The sequence below is a fragment of the Pseudomonas sp. S2_F07 genome (assembly GCF_054668325.1).
This window is the reverse complement of sequence record NZ_CP162758.1, coordinates 2700655-2722503: the sequence shown is the minus strand read 5'-3', so window position 1 is coordinate 2722503 and position 21849 is coordinate 2700655. Positions and strand designations below refer to the sequence as shown.

Below are 21849 nucleotides of genomic sequence, written 5' to 3'. Positions count from 1 at the left end.
TGCGGGTCAGTCTGCGGCTTTGCCGCGTTCCAGTGCCAGCTGCACTGCCCGCAGGGCATTGAGGCGACCATGACCGTAGTAATGACTGTGGCCGTTTTGATCGTATTGACCAAGGGGGCCGTCGTCGGCGTGGCTGATTTTGTTGCAGCAATCGGCGAGCAGCTGTCGAACCTGTTCGCGGTCCAGTGCCGGGTTGACCCCCAGTACCAGTGCTGCCACGCCCGCGGCTCCGGGGCAGGCGCTGGAAGTGCCGCTGAACAGTTCGGTGTAGGCCGCATTGATCGGGTCGGCAAACCGGCCGCTCAGATCCGTGGTTCGAATGCCTCGGGTCTGCGGGACTGAAGTGGCGGGTTTGAACTTTGGATCGGGGTGTTGCTGGTCCCCGCTGGGGAAGCAACACCACAATGCTTTGCCGTAGTCACTGTAGCCGCTGCGACGATTTTGATCATTGCAGGCACCCACGGCAATGACCATGGGATGGCTGGCATAGCCATCGTTGTCCACGCTCTCGTTGCCGTTGCCGGCACCAAAAAAAATGACGCAGCCTTTGCCCTGGCGGCCTTTTGTCGCGGCGTACTCTATGGCCAGGCGGGTGCTCGCGGCCAGCGCAAACTCCTGAGAGTGCCTGGCGTCGGTAGGGTCAGCCCAATGTCCTTCCGATGGCCCCCAACTGCAGGAAATGACATCGGCCCCTTGGTCCGCAGCCCAGAAAAACGCGTCTGCTTCGGCTCGGGCGCCTAGTGGTTTGGTCAGTTTCAACGGCATGAGACTGGCTCGAGGTGCCACGCCGCTGGCGCCGGCTTCACCATTGGCGCATGCAACACCGGCGACTGCCGTACCGTGGCGCTCAAGGGGGGTTTTAGGCCGTGGGCCTTGAGGGGCGTTCAGGCGGTCAAAGTTTTTTGCTCCGATGATTTTGCCGGTTCCGGCGAACTCGGGGTGATCGATATCAAAGGCATCGTCGATGATCGCGATCACGATGCCTTCACCCTGGGTCAAGGCATGGGCTGCCTCGACATTGGCGCTGGCATCGACCTGAACCTGATAGGTGACGGTGGTTTTTTTCAGGTGCCATTGGTTGTCATGGATCGTCCGGCGTTGGCCCGGACGCAGTATTTCCGGGTGGCAGTAGTCGACGTCCTGACGTTCGAGCAATTGAAGTGTGAATGAGCAGACTTCAGTGCCGCGACAATGTGCGTGATATACGAAAAAGGCATTGGCCGCGTAGGGAACCTGCTGTTTGATGGTCAGACCCAATTCATCGAGGATAACCAGGCACTCTGTCGCAGTGAGTCGATCGACGAATTTCAGGAAAATGTTTTCGGTGTAGAAAACAGGTTCCCGGGTATGAGGATCGACCAGAGCGCTGCCGGCGAAACGTACGTCTGGCAACTCGCGCAGCAACGCCTTGCATTGGCGAACATCGGCATTGTCCGGCAGTTTGAATAGCTGAACGTCGGCGTCCTCGATGTGCAGTACCAACTCACTGTCGGCCAATGCCTGTCGAGCTTTTTCGCAGTGTAACGTTTCGTCAAGCCTGCTCCCGGCCTGGCTGCGTACAACGAGCAGTTGCCGATCCTTTTCCAGTAAAAAACGTCGGCTGTGCTTCTTGCCGAAAATGACTTCTTCCATCGGTTGTTCCCATTCCCTTCAGACATTCGAGCGAAAGTGCCCGCATTAAAAGTCCGAAAGTCTGATGGCCTGTCTCAATTTCGGATGTCAGCTCTTTCATGTGGCCTGGGTGGGAAATCACTTTCAGGCGTCAGGAATTTCACCTTCTGTCTTAAGGAGTCTTCCGGTATCAGGGTGATACGCGAAAGAGGGTGCCTTGCCTGATTGGGCGAAGCTGACTACCATGTCAGAAAATTCATCCTATGATTGGATGAGAGGGCGAATTCCATGTCAGAAATCTCTCCATTGGTGAAACGATCCCTGGTCGATCAGGCCTTGGATCAGTTGCGCCTGCGTATCAACCAGGGCACCTGGGTCGTGGGCCAGCGCTTGCCCACCGAGCCTGAGTTGTCCGCTGAGCTGGGCATCAGCCGCAACACCGTGCGCGAAGCCATGCGCGTGTTGGCATTTTCCGGGTTGATCGAAGTCCGTCAGGGTGACGGCAGTTACCTGCGGGCGGTGGTCGATCCGCTCGATACCTTGAAGGCGCTGTCCCGTTGTTCCCTTGAACAGGCACGGGAAACCCGGCACATCCTCGAAGTCGAGGCCATTGGCCTGGCAGCGATGCGCCGTACCGACGAAGATCTGGTGGCATTGCACGAGGCCCTGGGTGTCAGCGGTAGCCACTATCACGGCGATCTCGACACCTACATCGCCTGCGACCTGGTGTTCCACCGCCGTCTGGTGGACGCCGCGCACAACCCGACCCTCAGCGAGTTGTATCGCTATTTCTCCAGCATCGTCGGCGCCCAATTGCGCCAGACCCTGAGCATCGTCCCGCGCCGTCAGGAAGTGTTCGACCTGCACATCGCGTTGCTCGATGCCGTCGAACAACGCGACCCGGAACGGGCCAAGGCCCTGTCGAGGCAGTTGATCAATGAACCTTGAAACCGAGAAGTCCATGCACCGCAGTGAGTTATCCACAGCCCCCAAACGTTCGGCCGAGTTGGAAGAACTGCTGATCGATGCCGAGGCCGATGACGAACAGGTCCAGCACACCCACCCGGTTCTGCGTCGGCCCTGGCTGTTGCTGTTGGGCCTGATACTGGTGGCGCTGAACCTGCGCCCGGCGCTGTCGAGCATGGCGCCGATGCTCAGCGAGGTGTCGAAGTCCCTCGGTCTGACAGCTTCTCAGGCTGGATTGCTGACCACGTTGCCGGTGCTTTGCCTGGGCCTGTTTGCGCCGTTGGCACCTGTGCTGGCGCGGCGATTTGGTGCGGAGCGAGTGGTGCTGGGTATTCTCCTGGCCCTGGCGGGCGGGATCATCCTGCGCAGTTCGTTCGGTGAAATCGGCCTGTTTGCCGGCAGTGTGCTGGCCGGTGCCAGCATCGGCGTGATCGGCGTGTTGCTGCCGGGCATCGTCAAGCGCGATTTCCCGAAGCAGGCCGGGACCATGACCGGTGTCTACACCATGGCCCTGTGTCTGGGGGCGGCAATGGCGGCGGGTGCGACCGTGCCGTTGAGTGAACACTTTGACAAGAGCTGGGCGATGGGCCTCGGCTTCTGGGTCATTCCGGCATTGGCGGCCGCGCTGTTCTGGTTGCCGCAAGTCGGCCAGAAACACGGCGCACATAACGTGGCCTACCGGGTTCGGGGATTACTGCGCGATCCGCTGGCATGGCAGGTGACCCTGTACATGGGCTTGCAATCGTCCCTGGCCTACATCGTGTTCGGCTGGTTGCCGTCGATCCTGATCGGCCGTGGCCTGACCCCGACCCAGGCCGGACTGGTGCTCTCGGGTTCGGTGATCGTTCAACTGGTCAGCTCCCTCGCCGCGCCATGGCTGGCGACACGGGGCAAGGATCAGCGCCTGGCGATTGTGATCGTGATGGCCCTGACCCTCGGCGGACTGTTCGGTTGCCTGTACGCTCCGATTGAAGGTCTGTGGGGCTGGGCGATTGTGCTGGGGTTGGGGCAGGGCGCTACGTTCAGCCTGGCATTGACCCTTATCGTGTTGCGCTCGCGGGACTCCCATGTTGCGGCGAACCTGTCGAGCATGGCCCAGGGCTTCGGTTACACCCTGGCGTCCATGGGGCCGTTCGCGGTCGGCATCGTGCATGACTGGACCGGCGGCTGGACGGCCGTGGGCTGGATCTTCGGTGTCATCGGCCTTGGTGCGATTCTCGCCGGCCTGGGGGCCGGGCGTGCGTTGTATGTGCAGGTCGAAAGCGAAAAGGTCTGATTCCCGCACACTGTCGGTATTCGTCTTGCGAATGCCGATAGTGTTCGACCCGTTTGCAGACTATCGTGCAGGAAATCGTTCGATACCCATTGCACAACAGGGAGTCTGCCCATGAGTGAAGTCCACAGCGCCTTGATCACCCGCTTCTACCAGGCCTTCCAGCGTCTCGATGGCGAAGCCATGGCTGCCTGCTACACCGATGACGTGGTGTTCAGTGACCCGGCGTTCGGCGAGCTTCGTGGTCGTGATGCCGGCGATATGTGGTGCATGCTCACCACCCGCGCCAAGGATTTCTCCCTGACCTTCGATCATGTCCGTGCCGATGATCGTACCGGTAGCGCCCATTGGGTCGCGACCTATCTGTTCAGCCAGACCGGCAATACCGTGGTCAATGACATCCAGGCACGCTTTGTCTTTCGCGATGGCAAGATCTGCGAGCATCACGACAGTTTCGACCTGTGGACATGGTCGCGTCAGGCCCTGGGTTTCAAAGGCCTGCTGCTGGGCTGGACGCCACTTGTTCGCAACGCCGTTCGATCACAGGCCCTGAAGGGGTTGAAGGCATTCCAGGCCAGTCGCTGATAAGATCGCGGCTTGTTTCCTTTCAAGCCCTGATCGTTACGTGACCACCCTCAGCGAAAGCCCTGTCGACGCCGACACCCCCGCGAGCAAATCCTGGTTCGTCTACCTCGTTCGCGCTGCCAACGGTTCGCTCTATTGTGGGATCAGCGATGATCCCGTGCGTCGCTTTGCCAAGCATCAAAGCGGCAAGGGCGCGCGATTCTTTCTTTCCAGCCCGGCCATGGCCCTGGTCTACACCGAACGCTGTCGCGACAAAAGCGATGCGTTGCGTCAGGAGCGGCTGATCAAAAAACTCAAGAAGAGCGCCAAGGAATGCCTGGTGGCGAACGCCGCCCCTGGCTTATCACTCTGACTGATCAGTTCCCATCAGGCAGATCTGTAGGCTGCCAGGTGATTGCGCGCTAAGCTGCGGACTCCTGATTCTTGCGGCGGAGCCGAGCATGTCCGAGTTGATTCTGCATCATTACCCGACGTCCCCCTTTGCCGAAAAGGCCCGCCTGCTGCTGGGCTTCAAGGGCTTGTCCTGGCGCTCGGTGAAGATCTCGCCAGTGATGCCCAAGCCGGATCTCACGGCATTGACCGGTGGCTACCGCAAGACACCAGTGCTGCAGGTCGGTGCCGATATCTATTGCGACACGGCATTGATTGCCCGGCGACTTGATCAGGAAAAGGCCTTGCCGGCGTTGTTCCCGGAAGGTCAGGAAATGATCACCGCGTCGTTTGCCGCCTGGGTTGATTCGGTGGTGTTCCAGCATGCGGTCAGCCTGGTGTTCCAGCCGGAATCGATTGCCGTGCGTTTCGGCAATTTACCGCAGGAAGCGATCAAGGCGTTTCTGGCCGACCGGGCCGGTTTGTTCAGTGGTGGCAGCGCTACAAAATTGTCTACCGAACAGGCGAAGCATCAGTGGCCAACGATCATGTCGCGCCTGGAGCAACAGTTGCAGCGCGAGGAGGGTGACTACCTGTTTGGCGAGCCGTCGATTGCCGACTTTGCCCTGGCTCATTGCCTCTGGTTTCTCAAGGCCACGCCGGTGACGGCTCCGTTGGTCGAAGCTTATCCGGCAGTCAATGCATGGCATGCGCGGGTATTGGGCTTCGGTCATGGTGCATCCAGCGAGATGAGTTCCGAAGAGGCTCTGGCAGTGGCGCGCACGTCCACGCCAGCGGCTTTGCCAGATCAGCAGTTTGTCGATCCCAATGGATTCACGGCGGGGCAGCAGGTAGTGATCGCAGCCACGGACTACGGCGTTGATCCGGTGGCGGGGGAGTTGTTGTTTGCCGGCCGCGAGGAGCTGATTGTACGGCGAGAGGACGAGCGTGGCGGTGTGGTGCATGTGCACTTCCCGCGGTTTGGCTTCCGGATCGAAGCCTGCTGAAACCGACATACAGCTGTGGTGAGGGAGCTTGCTCCCGTCGGGTCGCGAAGCGGCCCCTTGAAGAGGGACTGCTGCGCAGTCCAGCGGGAGCAAGCTCCCTCGCCACAGCTGTCGTGCAAATCTGCTGGGGTTACTTCAACACCGCCAGAATCGCATCCGGGTCATACCCGCGAATCAGCGTCCCGTTCACATCGATGATCGGAATGCCGCCACCGCCCAGTGCCTGATAGTCCGCGCGCGCGACTGTATCCTTCTCGATATCGAACTCCTTGTACGCAATGCCTTTCTGATCGAGGAAGCGCCGGGTCAGCTTGCAGTAGCCACACCACTCGGTGGCGTAGAGCACGACGTTGGCCTTGGCCTGAGTCTGCGCCGGCACCACTTGCGATGGATTGAACACCCGCTCGATCTTGCCCCAGTTCTGATAGGCCACGACCACCAGCAGGATCAGCAGGAATTTCTTCAGTACGCCGCCGAGCATCAGTTGCGACGCTTCAGCTGATCGGTGAGTGAAGTGGGCAGGCCCTTGATGATCAGCGTGCCGGCTTCTTCGTCGTACTCGATCTTCGAGCCCAGCAGGTGCGCTTCGAAACTGATCGACAAGCCTTCGGCGCGGCCGGTGAATCGGCGGAACTGGTTCAGGGTGCGTTTATCGGCCGGGATTTCCGGCGAGAGGCCGTAATCCTTGTTGCGGATGTGATCGTAGAAGGCCTTCGGGCGTTCTTCGTCGATCAGTCCGGACAATTCTTCCAGACCCATTGGCTCACCGAGCTTGGCCTGGCTGCTGGCGTAATCCACCAGGGTCTTGGTCTTCTCGCGGGCGTCGTCTTCCGGCAGGTCTTCGCTTTCAACGAAATCACTGAAGGCCTTGAGCAGGGTACGGGTTTCACCCGGACCGTCGACGCCTTCCTGGCAGCCAATGAAATCGCGGAAATACTCCGAAACCTTTTTCCCGTTCTTGCCTTTGATGAACGAAATGTATTGCTTGGATTGTTTGTTGTTCTGCCACTCGGAAACGTTGATCCGCGCCGCCAGGTGCAACTGGCCAAGGTCCAGGTGACGGGACGGCGTGACGTCCAGTTCGTCGGTCACGGCCACGCCTTCGCTGTGGTGCAGCAGGGCGATGGCCAGGTAGTCGGTCATGCCTTGCTGATAGTGGGCGAACAGCACATGGCCGCCGACCGACAGGTTCGATTCTTCCATCAGCTTTTGCAGATGTTCGACCGCCACGCGGCTGAACGCAGTGAAATCCTGGCTGCCCTCGAGGTACTCCTTCAGCCAGCCGCTGAACGGGAACGCACCGGATTCCGGATGGAACAGGCCCCAGGCTTTACCCTGTTTGGCGTTATAGCTTTCGTTGAGGTCGGCGAGCATGTTCTCGATGGCCGCGGACTCAGCCAGTTCAGAGTCACGGGCGTGGAGAACTGCAGGTGTGCCGTCGGGTTTTTTGTCGATCAGGTGGACGATGCAATGACGGATCGGCATGGGCTTCTCGGCTGAGTGAAGAGAGGAGGGCGTGCTCCCCCGAAAAAGCGCTCAGTGTACCGCAACCACTGGTTTTGGCGCGGTGCGAAGGGCAATTGACGGGTGACCGACGGCGCTTATGCAGTTTTTTCCTGTTTTAGCGCAATAAAGCTGACCAAATGGGTAGCTAGAGGCGGATATTTCCACGTCTGTGTGCTAGCTTTGCCCGGTCTTGCGCGAAGTCACTGCGTTAAGCGTGCAGTCAGCATTTGTCAGGTCGAACCAAACCCTGATTTCGGTATCTATAACCCCGATCCCGAGGTTATTTGGCCGAGGGTGCCAGATCCAAAAGATCGGGCTCGATGGCTGACATTGCACTGTGCAATCCATATGAATTTGATAGGGAAGGAACACTAAATGGCTCTTACTAAAGACCAACTGATCGCCGACATCGCTGAAGCTATCGACGCGCCGAAAACCACCGCGCGTAACGCTCTGGACCAACTGGGCCAAATCGTTGCCGATCAGCTGGAAAACGGCGGCGAAATCACTCTGCCAGGTATCGGCAAACTGAAAGTGACTGAGCGCCCTGCCCGTACTGGCCGTAACCCTTCGACTGGCGCTGCCATCGAAATCGCTGCCAAGAAAGTGATCAAGCTGGTTGTGGCCAAAGGCCTGACCGACGCTGTTAACAAGTAAGACTTGTTAAGAAAAAACCGTGCACCGGAGCGATCCGGGCACGGTTTTTTTGTGGGCGCGATAAAGCGCTCACTACGCTTGAGCGTTGCTCCATCGTGCCTGGCGCCAGGCCTGTTGCTGCGCTTTGGTCTGGAAGGTCCAGGCGACGAAGCGGCTCTGCTTCTGCCCCTGGGACATTTCCACTACCTGGCTTTCCAGGGCACCGGCCTTTTTCAGGGCGGTCTGGATCGCCGGCAGGTTGGACGCCTTTGACACCAATGTACTGAACCACAACACCTGCTGGGCTACCTGCACGCTTTCGCTGACCAGTTGGGTCACGAAGCGTACTTCTCCGCCTTCGCACCACAACTCGGCCGACTGGCCGCCAAAGTTCAACACCGGCAGCTTGCGTTTCGGATCGGCTTTGCCCAGGGCGCGCCATTTGCGCGTACTGCCCCGCGTGGCCTCGTCCAGCGAGGCGTGGAATGGCGGGTTGCACATGGTCAGGTCGAAGCGCTCTGTGCTCTCCAGCAAGCCTGTGAGGATCTGCTTGGGGTTGCTCTGCTGGCGTACCTGGATCGCTTTGTTCAGGCCATTGGATTGAACGATGGCCTTCGCCGCGGCGATGGCGGTCGCATCGATATCGGAACCGAGGAACTGCCAGCGATAGTCGCTGTAACCGATCAGCGGATACACGCAGTTTGCGCCCATGCCGATATCCAGCACCTTCACGGCGGCGCCACGGGGGATCACACCGTCATTGCCACTGGCCAGCAGGTCGGCGAGGAAGTGCACGTAGTCGGCACGGCCTGGCACCGGTGGGCACAGGTAGTCGGCCGGAATGTCCCAGTGAGCGATGCCATAGAACGACTTGAGCAGCGCCCGGTTGAACACCCGCACGGCTTCCGGGCTGGCGAAGTCGATGCTTTCCTTGCCGTACGGATTGATGATCACGAATTTCTTCAGTTCCGGGGCGCTTTTGATCAGCGTCGGAAAGTCGTAGCGGCCCTGATGGCGATTGCGCGGGTGCAGACTGGCCTTTTCCTTCGGGGCGACGGCCGTGGCCGGGGTCTTTGGGGCAGGCTTTTTTCGCGCAGGCTTGGGGGAGCGGGGGGCGGTCATGGCGGTGGTCGATTCGGGTATGGCTAAAAGTGGCGGGCATTGTCCCACATTGATGGCGAATGCGCCGAACCCGTAGGAGCTGCCGCAGGCTGCGATCTTTTGATCCTGTTTTTTAAGCAAAGTCAAAAGATCGCAGCCTGCGGCAGCTCCTACAGGGGATTTGTTGTGTTTTTGGATAAAAAAGGGAGACCACTTGGGTCTCCCTTCTTCATTGCGACTTGCCGTTACAAACTGGCAATCCGCGCATGTTGCTCGGCCAGCTTGCCCAGGGCCTGTTCGGCCTCGGCCAGTTTGGCGCGTTCTTTCTCGATGACTTCGGCTGGTGCCTTGTCAACGAAACCGGCGTTGGACAGCTTGCCGCCGACTCGTTGCACTTCACCTTGCAGACGCTGGATTTCCTTGTCCAGACGCGCCAGTTCCGCACCTTTGTCGATCAGGCCGGCCATTGGCACCAGCACTTCCATCTCGCCGACCAGCGCAGTGGCGGACAGCGGTGCTTCTTCGCCAGCAGCCAGCACGGTGATCGATTCGAGGCGCGCCAGCTTCTTCAGCAGGGCTTCGTTCTCGGTCAGGCGACGCTGGTCTTCGGCGCTGACGTTCTTCAGGAACAGCGGCAGCGGCTTGCCCGGGCCGATGTTCATTTCGCCACGGATGTTGCGGGTGCCGAGCATCAGGCCTTTGAGCCATTCGATGTCGTCTTCGGCGGCTTGATCGATGCGGGTTTCATTGGCCACTGGCCAAGGTTGCAGCATGATCGTCTTGCCATCGATGCCAGCCAGCGGCGCGATGCGCTGCCAGATTTCTTCGGTGATGAACGGCATGAACGGGTGCGCCAGGCGCAACGCCACTTCCAGTACGCGAACCAGGGTGCGACGGGTGCCGCGCTGGCGTTCGACGGGGGCGTTTTCGTCCCACAGCACAGGCTTGGACAGTTCCAGGTACCAGTCGCAATACTGGTTCCAGATGAACTCGTACAAGGCTTGTGCGGCCAGGTCGAAACGGAACTGGTCGAGTTGACGGGTCACTTCGGCTTCGGTGCGTTGCAGCTGCGAAATGATCCAGCGGTCAGCCAGGGACAGTTCATAGGCTTCGCCGTTCTGGCCGCAGTCTTCGCCCTTGTCCAGCACGTAGCGCGCCGCGTTCCAGATCTTGTTGCAGAAGTTGCGATAGCCTTCGACGCGGCCCATGTCGAACTTGATGTCGCGACCGGTGGACGCCAGCGAGCAGAAGGTGAAGCGCAGGGCGTCGGTGCCGTAGCTGGCGATGCCTTCGGCGAACTCGTCGCGGGTCTGCTTCTCGATCTTCTTCGCCAGTTTCGGCTGCATCATGCCGGAGGTGCGTTTCTGCACCAGGGCTTCGAGCTCGATGCCGTCGATGATGTCCAGCGGGTCCAGGACGTTGCCCTTGGACTTGGACATCTTCTGGCCCTGGCCGTCACGCACCAGGCCGTGCACGTACACGGTCTTGAACGGAACCTGCGGCGTGCCGTCTTCGTTTTTCACCAAATGCATGGTGAGCATGATCATCCGGGCAACCCAGAAGAAAATGATGTCGAAGCCAGTCACCAGGACGTCGGTGGAGTGGAATTTTTTCAGGAACTCGGTTTTTTCCGGCCAGCCGAGGGTGGAGAACGTCCACAGGCCCGAGCTGAACCAGGTGTCGAGAACGTCGTTGTCCTGTTGCAGCGCAACGTCTGGGCCGAGGTTGTGCTTGGCCCGCACTTCGGCTTCGTCGCGACCGACGTAGACCTTGCCCGACTCGTCGTACCAGGCCGGAATCCGGTGGCCCCACCACAGCTGACGGCTGATGCACCAGTCCTGGATGTCGCGCATCCACGAGAAGTACATGTTTTCGTACTGTTTCGGCACGAACTGGATACGGCCGTCTTCAACGGCGGCAATCGCAGGCTCGGCCAAAGGCTTGGTGGACACGTACCACTGGTCGGTCAGCCAAGGCTCGATGACGGTGCCGGAGCGGTCGCCTTTCGGTACTTTCAGGGCGTGATCGTCAACGCTGACCAGCAGGCCGGCAGCGTCGAACGCGGCCACGATCTGCTTGCGCGCTTCGAAGCGGTCGAGACCGGCGTATTCGGCCGGGATCTTGCCGTCGATGGTTTCGTTCAGCGTGCCGTCGAGATTGAACACCTGGCACGCTGGAAGAACGGCGGCGTTCTTGTCGAAGATGTTCAGCAGCGGCAGGTTGTGACGCTTGCCGACTTCGTAGTCGTTGAAGTCGTGGGCCGGGGTGATTTTCACGCAACCGGTGCCGAATTCAGGGTCGCAGTAATCGTCGGCGATGATCGGGATGCGGCGGCCAACCAGTGGCAGCTCGACAAATTTGCCGATCAGGGCTTTGTAGCGTTCATCGTTCGGGTTAACGGCCACGGCGGAGTCGCCGAGCATGGTTTCCGGGCGAGTGGTCGCGACGATCAGGAAATCGTTGCCTTCAGCGGTCTTGGCGCCGTCAGCCAGTGGGTATTTCAGGTTCCACAGGAAACCTTTCTCGTCGTGGTTCTCTACTTCGAGGTCGGAAATCGCCGTGTGCAGCTTGGTGTCCCAGTTGACCAGGCGCTTGCCGCGGTAGATCAGGCCGTCTTCGTGCAGGCGTACGAAAGCTTCTTTAACGGCTTCCGAGAGGCCGTCGTCCATGGTGAAGCGCTCGCGGCTCCAATCTACGGACGAACCGAGGCGACGGATCTGACGGCTGATGTTGCCACCGGACTCATCCTTCCACTCCCAGACTTTCTCGAGGAATTTCTCGCGGCCCAGGTCGTGGCGGCTCTGGCCCTTGGCTTCGAGCTGACGCTCTACCAGCATCTGCGTGGCGATACCGGCGTGGTCGGTACCCGGCTGCCACAGGGTGTTGCGACCCTGCATGCGGCGGAAACGGATCAGGGCGTCCATGATCGCGTTGTTGAAGCCGTGACCCATGTGCAGGCTGCCGGTGACGTTCGGCGGCGGGATCATGATGGTGTAGGACTCGCCCGCGCCTTGCGGGGCGAAGTAATTCTCTGACTCCCAGGTGTTGTACCAGGAAGTTTCAATGGCGTGCGGCTGGTAGGTCTTATCCATGCGCGGCGGGACCCTATTGGCATTTATTCAGGAAAAGCCGGGAAGTATAGCGGGGATGAGCCAATGCGCGTAGAGCGAGGTGACAATGGGTGGGGGAAAGTTGTGGTTTTTCGGGCGGGGTGTCTGCAATGACGCCATCGCGGGCAAGCCACGCTCCCACAGTGTCGGTGTCGATCACAAAAATGTAGTACGACAGTAACCCTGTGGGAGCGTGGCTTGCCCGCGATGGCGGTCTATCAGTCGATGCGATTCAAATCGTTATGCCGCGTTTCCTTCAGGCACAGCACTGCAATCAAACTCAGCACCGCCGCCCCGGACACGTAACCGCCGACGTAACTCAACCCGCCCATCGCCACCAGTTTCTGGGCGAAGAACGGTGCTGCGGACGCGCCGACGATACCGCCCAGGTTGTAGGCCGCTGAGGCGCCGGTGTAGCGCACGTGGGTGGGGAACAGCTCCGGCAGCAGCGCACCCATCGGTGCAAACGTCACGCCCATCAGAAACAGTTCGATGCACAGGAACAGCGCCACACCCCAGGTCGAGCCTTGGGTCAGCAGCGGCTCCATGAGGAAGCCGGACAGGATCGCCAGCACTCCGCCGATGATCAGCACCGGTTTGCGCCCGTAACGGTCGCTGGCCCAGGCCGACAGCGGGGTGGCGGCAGCCATGAACAGCACCGCGAAGCACAGCAGGCCGAGGAAGGTTTCGCGGCTGTAGCCGAGCGTTGCCACGCCGTAACTCAGGGAAAACACGGTGGAGATGTAAAACAGCGCATAGCACACCACCATCGCGCCGGCACCCAGCAATACGGGCATCCAGTATTGGCCGAACAGCTCGAACAGCGGGATCTTCACTCGTTCCTGGCGTGCCACGGCGTTGGCGAATACCGGGGTCTCATGCAGCTTGAGGCGCACATACAGGCCGACCATCACCAGTGCGGCGCTGAGCAGGAAGGGAATACGCCAGCCCCATGAGCGGAACTGTTCATCGTCCAGCACCACGGCCAAGGTCAGGAACAGGCCGTTGGCCGCCAGAAAGCCGATGGATGGACCCAGTTGCGGGAACATGCCGAACCACGCGCGCTTGCCTTTCGGCGCATTCTCCGTGGCCAGCAATGCCGCGCCACCCCATTCACCGCCCAACCCAAGGCCTTGGCCGAAGCGCAGGACGCAAAGCAGGATCGGTGCCCAGGCGCCAATGCTGTCGTATCCCGGCAGCACGCCGATCAACGTGGTGCACACGCCCATCAGCAGCAGCGAGGCGACCAGGGTCGACTTGCGGCCGATACGGTCGCCGAAGTGGCCGAACAGGGCAGAACCCAAGGGGCGCGCAAGGAAGGCGATGCCGAACGTGAGAAACGCCGAAAGCATCTGGGCGGTGCCGGATGTCTGCGGAAAGAACACCGGGCCGATCACCAGCGCGGCGGCGGTGGCATAGACGTAGAAGTCGTAGAACTCGATGGCGGTACCGATGAAGCTCGCGGTGGCCACGCGGGTGGCGGAGTTCGTCGGTTGTGCAGGTGTGGAGGCGCTGTAAGTCGTGCTGGTCGTCATGCGGTTATCCCTGACTGTCATGTGCTCCAGTGGAGCGAATTATTATGGTCGAGAACCCAGGGATGTGGGTGGAGGCACGGTCGCTGTTCAAGGTAGGAACAGTCGGCGGTCTGTTGCGGGCTTTGCTGATGGACGGGCCGGAAGCTGCGAAGTGCGGGGTAAGCACGGGGGCCGGCGAGGCTTGGGTAAGCGCTTCGATTATAGAAAGGTGGCTAACGATCGAACAAGTGGCTTGAGTGGCCACGAAAGATTTGCCTGGCAGTTAGATAACAACCGGCATCGAGCTGGTCTGCCAGATCAGCACCCGCGTGACCCGGTTGTCTTCGGTCTCGAGAATTTCCAGGCGATACCGGCCGATCTTCAGGCACACCGCGCTTTCGGGAATGGTTTCCAGGGCCTCGGTAACCAGGCCATTCAGGGTTTTCGGGCCATCGCTGGGCAGGTGCCAGCCGAGGCTCTTGTTCAGTTCGCGAATGGACGCGGCACCGTCGATCACCAGGCGTCCGTCGGCTTGCGGATGAATGTGCGGATTGTCCAGGCTCTGCTGGCTTTCGAACTCGCCGACGATTTCTTCGAGAATGTCTTCCAGGGTGACGATGCCCAGCACTTCGCCGTATTCGTCGACCACCATGCCCAGGCGCCGCTGCTGCTTGTGGAAGTTGAGCAGTTGCAGCTGCAGCGGGGTGCTTTCCGGCACGAAGTACGGTTCGTGGCTGGCCGCCAGCAACGCTTCCCTGGTCAGGCTGGCATCGGGCAGCAAGTGAAGGATGTGCCGGGTGTTGAGGACGGCTTCGACCTGGTTGATATCGCTGTGGAACACCGGCAGGCGAGTACGCCTGTTGTGGCGCAACTGTTCGATGATTTCTTCGATGGAGTCATCGAGATTGATGCCGTCCACGTCACTGCGCGGTACCAGGATGTCATTGACGGTGATGTTGTCCAGCGCGTGGATGCCTGGCAGCGGGTGAGGGCGGCTGACGGTTTCGGAGGGCGCATGCCGTTCCGTCAGCGTTTCGTCCTCACTCTGTTGCACCACTTTGGCTTTACGGGCGAATGGCCGCGTCAGCAAATGGCTGATGCTATTGAGCAGCCATGCCGCGGGATAGATGATTTTCAGCGGTAGCCGCAGCAGGTTGTTGCCCTGGGCCAGGATCGCATCCGGATAGCGAGCGGCCAGGGCGCGTGGCAAGTAGTCGGAAAACACCAGCAACATGGTGCCCGCCCCGAGGCAGGCGACCCACGGACCGTTCTCCGCCCAAGTGAAAATGGCCAGCAAGGTGCTGATGACCACCACGAGTGCGCGGCACAGGGTGTTGCAAAAAATCAGGCTGGCCAGGGGGAAGTTGAGTTTCGCCACCGGTTTGTCGCTGGAGCGCGTTGCGGTGCGCTGGGCCAGCAAATGCTGATGCGCCGCTTCGATGGCGGTAAACAGCCCCGACCATAAAACCAGCAGGGTCACTACCGCGAGCATCGGCCCTATGGGCAAGTCGTCCATTAATGCCGCCCGTCAGATATGCAGGATGTATTCACGAACCAGCTTGCTGCCGAAATACGCCAGCATCAGCAGGCAAAAACCGGCCAGGGTCCAGCGAATGGCTTTGTGCCCGCGCCAGCCGAGGCGATTGCGTCCCCACAGCAGTACGCTGAAAACGATCCAGGCCAGGCAGGCCAGCAGGGTTTTGTGCACCAGATGCTGGGCGAACAGATTCTCGACGAACAACCATCCGGAAATCAGCGACAGCGACAACAGCGTCCAGCCGGCCCAGAGGAAGCCGAACAGCAGGCTTTCCATGGTTTGCAGCGGCGGGAAGTTCTTGATCAGCCCGGAGGGGTGCTTGTGCTTGAGCTGGTGGTCCTGGATCAGCAGCAGCAAGGACTGGAACACCGCGATGGTGAACATGCCGTAGGCCAGGATCGAAAGCAGGATGTGGGCGAGGATGCCCGGCTCCTCATCGATGACCTGTACCGTGCCGGCAGGGGCAAAATGCGCCAGCATCACGGTCAGGGCTCCAAGCGGGAGCAGCAGGACCAGCAGGTTCTCCACCGGAATCCGCGAGCAGGCCAGCAGGGTCAGCGCGATGACCGCCACGGCAATGAGGCCGGCGGCACTGAAGAAGTCCAGGGCCAGGCCGGTCGGGGTCAGCAGGTGGGTGAGCAGGCTGACGCTGTGGGCCAATACGGCGAGCACGCCGAGCATGACCAGCAGGCGTTTGTTGACCTTGGCGCCGGACGCCAGGCGAGTGCCCTGGTAAATGGTCGCAGCGGCATACAAGCAGGCGGCGGCGAGGGTAGTTAGCAAGCTGGGTGACAAGGGGAGCATAAATCCTGTTAGGCAAGCCCGAAAGTCGCTGAGTTTGGCATAGAACCCCCGCCGCACGAAAGACCGCGCAACCTGACAGCGAGGTGTCCGCCGGCCACAGTCTTCGCTATAATCCGCGACCTGCCCACGCCGCAGGCTCGCCGAGCACACGTTTAGTCCGGTCCGGGCCGCCATTATCCCGGTCTACACAGGGCCTGAAAGGATCGCGCAATGTTTGAAAACTTAACCGACCGTCTCTCGCAGACGCTGCGCCATGTCACCGGCAAGGCCAAGCTGACCGAAGACAACATCAAAGACACCCTGCGTGAAGTGCGCATGGCGTTGCTCGAAGCCGACGTCGCCCTGCCGGTGGTCAAGGACTTCGTCAATTCGGTCAAGGAACGCGCCGTAGGCACCGAGGTATCTCGCAGCCTGACGCCGGGCCAGGCCTTCGTGAAGATCGTCCAGGCCGAACTCGAAAGCCTGATGGGCGCGGCCAACGAAGATTTGAACCTGAGCGCCGTTCCGCCCGCCGTCATCCTCATGGCCGGTTTGCAGGGCGCGGGTAAGACCACCACCGCCGGCAAGCTCGCGCGCTTCCTTAAAGAGCGCAAGAAGAAGTCGGTCATGGTTGTGTCCGCGGACGTTTATCGTCCAGCGGCGATCAAGCAGCTGGAAATGCTCGCCGGTGAAGTCGGCGTTACCTTCTTCCCGTCCGACCTGAGCCAGAAGCCGGTCGAGATCGCGCAAGCGGCTATTAAAGAAGCGAAACTCAAATTCATCGACGTGGTCATCGTCGATACCGCCGGTCGCCTGCACATCGATGAAGAGATGATGGGCGAGATCAAGGCCCTGCATGCGGCGATCAACCCGGTCGAAACCCTGTTCGTGGTCGACGCCATGACCGGCCAGGACGCCGCCAACACGGCCAAGGCCTTCGGCGATGCATTGCCGCTGACCGGTGTGATCCTGACCAAGGTCGACGGCGACGCCCGTGGCGGTGCCGCCCTGTCGGTGCGCGCCATCACCGGCAAGCCGATCAAGTTCATCGGTATGGGCGAGAAGAGCGAAGCGCTCGATCCGTTCCACCCTGAGCGTATCGCCTCGCGCATCCTCGGCATGGGCGACGTGCTCAGCCTCATCGAGCAGGCGGAAGCGACCCTCGACAAGGACAAGGCCGACAAGCTTGCAAAGAAATTAAAGAAGGGCAAGGGCTTCGATCTCGAAGACTTCCGCGATCAGTTGCAACAGATGAAGAACATGGGCGGCCTCGGCGGGCTCATGGACAAGCTGCCGAACATGGGTGGCGTGAACCTGGCTCAAATGGGCAATGCCCAGGGCGCGGCAGAGAAACAATTCAAACAGATGGAAGCCATCATCAACTCCATGACCCCGGCCGAGCGCCGCGACCCTGAGATGATCAGCGGTTCGCGCAAGCGCCGGATCGCCATGGGGTCCGGCACCCAAGTGCAGGACATCGGCCGCTTGATCAAGCAGCACAAGCAGATGCAGAAGATGATGAAGAAGTTCTCTGCAAAAGGCGGAATGGCCAAGATGATGCGCGGCATGGGCGGAATGTTGCCCGGCGGCGGCATGCCAAAGATGTAAAGAATCCGCGCCGGTCATCGCACCGGCGCAGACCCGCAAGGAAGCGGGATCTCCAGCAAACCCGCACTTGGCGGGAGCTGACCGGCCGTTTTCAACGACGGCTCTATAGCAAATCTGCATGGCGGCCGATAGACCGCCGGAAAAAGTCATTTGCAAAAGTCCGGATATTCCTTAGAATATGCGGCCTTTCGGGCACCTATGCCCGCTGTGCCTTTAGATTTGCAGCACCGACTACAGGAACGATGTTCACATGCTAACAATCCGTCTTGCCCTTGGCGGCTCCAAAAAGCGCCCGTTTTACCACTTGACCGTAACCGACAGCCGCAACCCGCGCGACGGTTCGCACAAGGAACAGGTTGGCTACTTCAACCCTGTTGCCCGTGGTCAGGAAGTTCGTCTGTCCGTGAACCAAGAGCGCGTAGCCTACTGGCTGAGCGTTGGTGCACAACCTTCTGAGCGCGTTGCTCAGTTGTTGAAGGAATCTGCTAAGGCTGCGGCCTGAGCAATATGAACGCGACGCCAGCCATTGCTGATGATTTGATCGTTATCGGCAAGATTTATTCTGTTCACGGCGTTCGCGGCGAAGTAAAGGTGTACTCCTTTACTGATCCGATCAAAAACCTGCTGGAATACAAGACCTGGACGCTCAAGCGTGACGGTAATGTAAAGCAGGTAGAGCTGGCCAGCGGACGCGGGAACGACAAGTTCCTGGTCGCAAAGCTCAAGGGTCTTGATGATCGCGAAGAAGCTCGTCTTCTGGCCGGTTATGAGATCTGCGTGCCGCGCAACCTGTTCCCTGAACTCACCGACGGCGAGTACTACTGGTACCAGCTGGAAGGTCTCAAGGTCATCGACACCCTCGGACAACTGTTCGGGAAAATCGATCACCTGCTGGAGACCGGCTCGAACGATGTCATGGTGGTCAAGCCTTGCGCTGGCAGCCTGGATGATCGCGAACGCCTGTTGCCCTATACGGAGCAATGCGTGTTGGCCGTCGACCTGGCAGCGGGCGAGATGAAGGTGGATTGGGACGCGGATTTCTAAGCGTGGCTAACTTGCGCGTAGAAGTGATCAGTCTGTTTCCCGAGATGTTTTCCGCCATCAGCGAGTACGGCATCACCAGTCGGGCGGTGAAACAGGGGCTCTTGCAGCTCACCTGTTGGAATCCGCGAGACTACACGACGGATCGACATCACACTGTGGACGATCGCCCGTTTGGCGGTGGTCCGGGCATGGTGATGAAGATCAAGCCCCTGGAAGATGCTCTGGTTCAGGCCAAGGCAGCAGCCGGGGAGGCGGCGAAGGTAATTTACCTGTCCCCCCAAGGCCGTCAACTGACTCAGTCGGCGGTACGCGAGTTGGCGAATCTGGATGCATTGATCCTGATTGCCGGCCGCTATGAAGGCATTGACGAGCGTTTTATTGATGCTCATGTCGATGAAGAGTGGTCGATTGGCGACTATGTACTGTCTGGCGGCGAGCTGCCGGCGATGGTCCTGATCGATGCGGTTACACGACTGCTGCCTGGAGCTTTAGGGCATGCGGACTCCGCCGAGGAAGATTCCTTTACGGATGGTTTGCTGGATTGCCCGCACTACACCCGACCGGAGGTGTATGCGGATCAGCGTGTTCCCGACGTATTGCTAAGTGGCAATCACGCGCACATCCGGCGTTGGCGTTTACAGCAGTCCCTTGGTCGGACCTTTGAACGACGCGCCGATCTTCTGGAAAGCCGCTCGCTTTCTGGAGAAGAGAAGAAGCTGCTCGAGGAATACATCCGCGAGCGGGACGATAGTTAACAACGTATCGATGGTAGATCCGACGATTTACCTTAGGAGCACAGCATGACTAACAAAATCATCCTTGCACTCGAAGCAGAGCAGATGACCAAAGAGATCCCTACCTTTGCCCCGGGCGACACCATTGTCGTTCAGGTGAAAGTGAAGGAAGGCGACCGTTCGCGTCTGCAAGCGTTCGAAGGTGTTGTTATCGCCAAGCGTAACCGCGGCGTAAACAGTGCATTCACCGTTCGTAAAATCTCCAACGGTGTTGGCGTAGAGCGTACTTTCCAGACTTACTCCCCGCAAATCGACAGCATGGCTGTCAAGCGTCGCGGTGACGTACGTAAAGCCAAGCTGTACTACCTGCGTGACCTGTCGGGTAAAGCAGCTCGCATCAAGGAAAAACTGGCTTAAGTCCAGCTTCCGATGCAAAAAAAAGCAGCCTGCGGGCTGCTTTTTTGTTGCCTGCGATTTGGTGTCCGTCTGAAAGGATCGCAGCTTTCGGCAGCTCCTACGATATTCACCCTGTAGGAGCTGCCGAAGGCTGCGATCTTTTTGGCCCTAGTGGTTTTCAGGCTGGATCAATGCCAGTAGCGTCCACCCTGCGGCGGGCTTCAATACACTGTCCGGTGTTACCACGTGCACCCAACCGCTGTCGTCGCGCACGAACAGCAGGGTCGCACGCTCACCATGCAGCGCGCGGTAATTGTCCCAGCTGAAACCATCCGTCAACGTTGTGCTGTACAACTCGGCGCCCTGGCTCAGTTGACTGGCGAGCTTGGCGTAGGTCAGCGCTTCGCTGCCCAGTTGATTGCCGCGATGTTCCAGGCTGGTGCGGTGCTTGTCGGTGCGGCGGTTTTCCTGGCCGCTGGCCAGGCCGAACATGCGCTGATGGCCCAGCTCATGACGAAAGCGCATCAGCGCCAGGGTGTTCATCTCGCCGGAGGGCGACAACGCCAGCAAATGCCCGAGGCCGACCAGGTCCAGGTGCGCATCGGCATGTTGCGACGCCGGGTTGCCAAAATAGGTCGGCAAGCCTTCCATCCGCGCTGCGCGAATGTTTTCCCAGCTCGAATCCGTCAGCAGTACGCGACTGCCCAATTGTTGCAGGGCCTTGCCCAGCGTGCGCGCAGGTCCGTTGGCGCCGATGATCAGGAAGCCGCTCGGTGCCGGTTCCGCCACCTTTAGCAGGCGAGCCAGCGGTCGTGCCGTCGCGCTTTGCAACACCACCGTGCCGATGATCACCGCAAAGGTGAGCGGCACCAGCAGCAATGCTCCCTGGTGACCTGCCTCATGCAGGCGAATGGCGAAGATCGCCGACACTGCCGCTGCCACGATGCCCCTTGGGGCAATCCACGCCAGCAACGCTCGCTCGCGCCAACCCAGGCTGGAGCCCGCCGTGCTCAGTAGCACATTCAATGGTCGGGCGATGAACTGAATGACCAGCAGCAAAATCAGCACCAGAGGCCCGAGGCCGATCATGGCGTTCAGGTCCAGCCGGGCCGCCAGCAGAATGAACAGGCCGGAGATCAGCAGTACGCTGAGGTTCTCCTTGAAGTGCAGGATGTGCCGCACGTCCACGCCTTTCATGTTAGCCAGCCACATGCCCATCAAGGTCACGGCCAGCAACCCGGATTCGTTGGTGACTTCATTGGAGCCAATGAAAATACCCAGGACTGCCGCGAGCGCTGCCAGGTTGTGCAGGTATTCCGGCAGCCACTGGCGGCGAATCAGTGTACCGAGCAACCAGCCACCCAAAACACCGAACAGGCTGCCGCACAAAATCACGCCGCCGAAGGTCAGCAGGCTTTCCTCGAGACCGTTACCTTTGGAGCTGGCGATGATGAAGCTATAGACGACCACCGCCAGCAGGGCACCGATGGGGTCGATGGCAATGCCTTCCCAGCGCAGGATGTTGGCAATCGACGCTTTCGGGCGCACGACGCGCAGCATCGGTACGATCACGGTCGGCCCGGTCACCAGGGTCAGGCTGCCGAACAGGATGGCCAGCATCCAGTCGAAATCCAGCAGCCAGTGAGTGGCGACAGCAATGACCACCCAGGTAGAGAGGGCGCCAATGGTGACCAGCCGATGGACAACGCTGCCGATTTCGCGCCATTCGGACAGATGCAGGGTCAGGCTGCCCTCGAACAGGATCAGCGCCACCGCCAGGGACACCAGCGGCATCAACAGTGGGCCGAACATTTCCTGCGGGTCGAGCAAGTGCAGCACGGGGCCGGCCAGGATGCCGGCCAACAGCAGAAAAAGAATCGCCGGCAGTTTCAAGCGCCAGGCCAGCCATTGGCAAAGCAGCGCCGCCGCGCCTATCCCGCCAAATGCCAATAAAATCTGCTGCTCGCTCATTGCTGCTCCCTGTTCCTTGAAATGGCGGCCTATGAAAGACTAGCGGCCGTTTCCATGTCCAATTTTAATTTTGCGCGCGGCCTCAAGGTTGCGTGATT

General features: G+C 60.0%; 20 protein-coding genes. 11 read left to right on the top strand and 9 right to left on the bottom strand.

Annotated features, from left to right (window positions below; genetic code table 11):
• Positions 1-6 precede the first annotated feature (6 nt).
• Positions 7-1632 carry a S8 family peptidase gene (locus AB4O40_RS12165; RefSeq protein ID WP_056726175.1) on the bottom strand — a complete coding sequence of 542 codons (1626 nt, stop codon included), beginning with the start codon at positions 1630-1632 and terminating at the stop codon, positions 7-9.
• 267 nt (positions 1633-1899) lie between these two features.
• On the opposite strand from AB4O40_RS12165, the gene AB4O40_RS12160 reads away from it, so the two are divergent.
• The 5 genes from AB4O40_RS12160 (at position 1900) to AB4O40_RS12140 (ending at position 5811) form a co-directional block, all read left to right on the top strand.
• Positions 1900-2559, top strand: a complete 660-nt coding sequence (locus AB4O40_RS12160) for a FadR/GntR family transcriptional regulator (protein ID WP_056726174.1) — start codon at positions 1900-1902, stop codon at positions 2557-2559.
• Positions 2549-3853 carry a CynX/NimT family MFS transporter gene (locus tag AB4O40_RS12155; RefSeq protein ID WP_056726173.1) on the top strand — a complete coding sequence of 435 codons (1305 nt, stop codon included), beginning with the start codon at positions 2549-2551 and terminating at the stop codon, positions 3851-3853. The genes AB4O40_RS12160 and AB4O40_RS12155 overlap by 11 nt, the downstream gene beginning before the upstream one ends.
• 111 nt (positions 3854-3964) lie before the next feature.
• On the top strand, positions 3965-4435 hold the full coding sequence (locus tag AB4O40_RS12150) for a nuclear transport factor 2 family protein (protein ID WP_056726172.1): 471 nt from the start codon (positions 3965-3967) through the stop codon (positions 4433-4435).
• Positions 4436-4475: 40 nt separating this feature from the next.
• Positions 4476-4787 carry a GIY-YIG nuclease family protein gene (locus tag AB4O40_RS12145; protein WP_056726171.1) on the top strand — a complete coding sequence of 104 codons (312 nt, stop codon included), beginning with the start codon at positions 4476-4478 and terminating at the stop codon, positions 4785-4787.
• Positions 4788-4875: 88 nt separating this feature from the next.
• A complete protein-coding gene (locus AB4O40_RS12140) occupies positions 4876-5811 on the top strand; it encodes a glutathione S-transferase family protein (protein ID WP_056726170.1) in 936 nt (311 codons plus the stop codon).
• Positions 5812-5941: 130 nt separating this feature from the next.
• Here the strand turns inward: AB4O40_RS12140 and AB4O40_RS12135 are convergent, their stop codons facing one another.
• Both AB4O40_RS12135 and yejK read right to left on the bottom strand, forming a co-directional pair.
• The gene (locus tag AB4O40_RS12135; RefSeq protein ID WP_056726169.1) at positions 5942-6292 is read right to left on the bottom strand and encodes a glutaredoxin family protein; all 351 of its coding nucleotides are present in this window, start codon (positions 6290-6292) and stop codon (positions 5942-5944) included.
• Complete coding sequence (yejK, locus tag AB4O40_RS12130; protein ID WP_007972706.1) at positions 6292-7296, bottom strand: nucleoid-associated protein YejK; 1005 nt, start codon at positions 7294-7296, stop codon at positions 6292-6294. The genes AB4O40_RS12135 and yejK overlap by 1 nt, the downstream gene beginning before the upstream one ends.
• Positions 7297-7692: 396 nt before the next feature.
• On the opposite strand from yejK, the gene AB4O40_RS12125 reads away from it, so the two are divergent.
• Complete coding sequence (locus tag AB4O40_RS12125) at positions 7693-7974, top strand: HU family DNA-binding protein (protein ID WP_007905514.1); 282 nt, start codon at positions 7693-7695, stop codon at positions 7972-7974.
• 72 nt (positions 7975-8046) lie between these two features.
• Here AB4O40_RS12125 and rlmF read toward each other — a convergent pair whose 3' ends face one another.
• The 5 genes from rlmF to AB4O40_RS12100 form a co-directional block, all read right to left on the bottom strand.
• Positions 8047-9075, bottom strand: a complete 1029-nt coding sequence (gene rlmF, locus AB4O40_RS12120; protein ID WP_056726168.1) for a 23S rRNA (adenine(1618)-N(6))-methyltransferase RlmF — start codon at positions 9073-9075, stop codon at positions 8047-8049.
• Between the two features lie 224 nt (positions 9076-9299).
• Positions 9300-12146, bottom strand: coding sequence for a valine--tRNA ligase (locus AB4O40_RS12115; RefSeq protein WP_056726167.1), 2847 nt, complete (start codon positions 12144-12146; stop codon positions 9300-9302).
• A 236-nt stretch (positions 12147-12382) separates the two neighbouring features.
• Complete coding sequence (locus tag AB4O40_RS12110) at positions 12383-13699, bottom strand: MFS transporter (RefSeq protein WP_460054376.1); 1317 nt, start codon at positions 13697-13699, stop codon at positions 12383-12385.
• A 262-nt stretch (positions 13700-13961) separates the two neighbouring features.
• On the bottom strand, positions 13962-15194 hold the full coding sequence (locus AB4O40_RS12105) for a transporter associated domain-containing protein (RefSeq protein ID WP_056726164.1): 1233 nt from the start codon (positions 15192-15194) through the stop codon (positions 13962-13964).
• A 12-nt stretch (positions 15195-15206) separates the two neighbouring features.
• Positions 15207-16019: a cytochrome C assembly family protein gene (locus AB4O40_RS12100; RefSeq protein ID WP_460054379.1), complete on the bottom strand. Its 813-nt coding sequence runs from the start codon at positions 16017-16019 to the stop codon at positions 15207-15209.
• 210 nt (positions 16020-16229) lie between these two features.
• Between AB4O40_RS12100 and ffh the strand changes: the two genes are divergently transcribed.
• The 5 genes from ffh to rplS all read left to right on the top strand — a co-directional run bounded on the left by ffh (position 16230) and on the right by rplS (position 19801).
• Positions 16230-17606, top strand: a complete 1377-nt coding sequence (ffh, locus tag AB4O40_RS12095; protein WP_056726162.1) for a signal recognition particle protein — start codon at positions 16230-16232, stop codon at positions 17604-17606.
• Between the two features lie 250 nt (positions 17607-17856).
• Positions 17857-18108 carry a 30S ribosomal protein S16 gene (gene rpsP, locus AB4O40_RS12090; protein ID WP_007972721.1) on the top strand — a complete coding sequence of 84 codons (252 nt, stop codon included), beginning with the start codon at positions 17857-17859 and terminating at the stop codon, positions 18106-18108.
• 5 nt (positions 18109-18113) lie between these two features.
• The gene (gene rimM, locus AB4O40_RS12085) at positions 18114-18650 is read left to right on the top strand and encodes a ribosome maturation factor RimM (RefSeq protein WP_460054383.1); all 537 of its coding nucleotides are present in this window, start codon (positions 18114-18116) and stop codon (positions 18648-18650) included.
• A gap of 44 nt (positions 18651-18694) precedes the next feature.
• Complete coding sequence (trmD, locus tag AB4O40_RS12080) at positions 18695-19405, top strand: tRNA (guanosine(37)-N1)-methyltransferase TrmD (RefSeq protein ID WP_230427586.1); 711 nt, start codon at positions 18695-18697, stop codon at positions 19403-19405.
• A gap of 45 nt (positions 19406-19450) precedes the next feature.
• On the top strand, positions 19451-19801 hold the full coding sequence (gene rplS / locus AB4O40_RS12075; protein WP_003175895.1) for a 50S ribosomal protein L19: 351 nt from the start codon (positions 19451-19453) through the stop codon (positions 19799-19801).
• A 147-nt stretch (positions 19802-19948) separates the two neighbouring features.
• Here rplS and AB4O40_RS12070 read toward each other — a convergent pair whose 3' ends face one another.
• Positions 19949-21751: a cation:proton antiporter gene (locus AB4O40_RS12070; RefSeq protein WP_460054387.1), complete on the bottom strand. Its 1803-nt coding sequence runs from the start codon at positions 21749-21751 to the stop codon at positions 19949-19951.
• Positions 21752-21849 lie beyond the last annotated feature (98 nt).

What these genes read in the sequence shown, in the direction of transcription:
- AB4O40_RS12165 (WP_056726175.1), bottom strand. Translation starts at nt 1,632, where the DNA reads ATGGAAGAAGTCATTTTCGGCAAGAAGCACAGCCGACGTTTTTTACTG.
- AB4O40_RS12160 (WP_056726174.1), top strand. Translation starts at nt 1,900, where the DNA reads ATGTCAGAAATCTCTCCATTGGTGAAACGATCCCTGGTCGATCAGGCC.
- AB4O40_RS12155 (WP_056726173.1), top strand. Translation starts at nt 2,549, where the DNA reads ATGAACCTTGAAACCGAGAAGTCCATGCACCGCAGTGAGTTATCCACA.
- AB4O40_RS12150 (WP_056726172.1), top strand. Translation starts at nt 3,965, where the DNA reads ATGAGTGAAGTCCACAGCGCCTTGATCACCCGCTTCTACCAGGCCTTC.
- AB4O40_RS12140 (WP_056726170.1), top strand. Translation starts at nt 4,876, where the DNA reads ATGTCCGAGTTGATTCTGCATCATTACCCGACGTCCCCCTTTGCCGAA.
- AB4O40_RS12135 (WP_056726169.1), bottom strand. Translation starts at nt 6,292, where the DNA reads ATGCTCGGCGGCGTACTGAAGAAATTCCTGCTGATCCTGCTGGTGGTC.
- yejK (WP_007972706.1), bottom strand. Translation starts at nt 7,296, where the DNA reads ATGCCGATCCGTCATTGCATCGTCCACCTGATCGACAAAAAACCCGAC.
- AB4O40_RS12125 (WP_007905514.1), top strand. Translation starts at nt 7,693, where the DNA reads ATGGCTCTTACTAAAGACCAACTGATCGCCGACATCGCTGAAGCTATC.
- rlmF (WP_056726168.1), bottom strand. Translation starts at nt 9,075, where the DNA reads ATGACCGCCCCCCGCTCCCCCAAGCCTGCGCGAAAAAAGCCTGCCCCA.
- AB4O40_RS12115 (WP_056726167.1), bottom strand. Translation starts at nt 12,146, where the DNA reads ATGGATAAGACCTACCAGCCGCACGCCATTGAAACTTCCTGGTACAAC.
- AB4O40_RS12110 (WP_460054376.1), bottom strand. Translation starts at nt 13,699, where the DNA reads ATGACGACCAGCACGACTTACAGCGCCTCCACACCTGCACAACCGACG.
- AB4O40_RS12105 (WP_056726164.1), bottom strand. Translation starts at nt 15,194, where the DNA reads ATGGACGACTTGCCCATAGGGCCGATGCTCGCGGTAGTGACCCTGCTG.
- AB4O40_RS12100 (WP_460054379.1), bottom strand. Translation starts at nt 16,019, where the DNA reads ATGCTCCCCTTGTCACCCAGCTTGCTAACTACCCTCGCCGCCGCCTGC.
- ffh (WP_056726162.1), top strand. Translation starts at nt 16,230, where the DNA reads ATGTTTGAAAACTTAACCGACCGTCTCTCGCAGACGCTGCGCCATGTC.
- rpsP (WP_007972721.1), top strand. Translation starts at nt 17,857, where the DNA reads ATGCTAACAATCCGTCTTGCCCTTGGCGGCTCCAAAAAGCGCCCGTTT.
- rimM (WP_460054383.1), top strand. Translation starts at nt 18,114, where the DNA reads ATGAACGCGACGCCAGCCATTGCTGATGATTTGATCGTTATCGGCAAG.
- trmD (WP_230427586.1), top strand. Translation starts at nt 18,695, where the DNA reads ATGTTTTCCGCCATCAGCGAGTACGGCATCACCAGTCGGGCGGTGAAA.
- rplS (WP_003175895.1), top strand. Translation starts at nt 19,451, where the DNA reads ATGACTAACAAAATCATCCTTGCACTCGAAGCAGAGCAGATGACCAAA.
- AB4O40_RS12070 (WP_460054387.1), bottom strand. Translation starts at nt 21,751, where the DNA reads ATGAGCGAGCAGCAGATTTTATTGGCATTTGGCGGGATAGGCGCGGCG.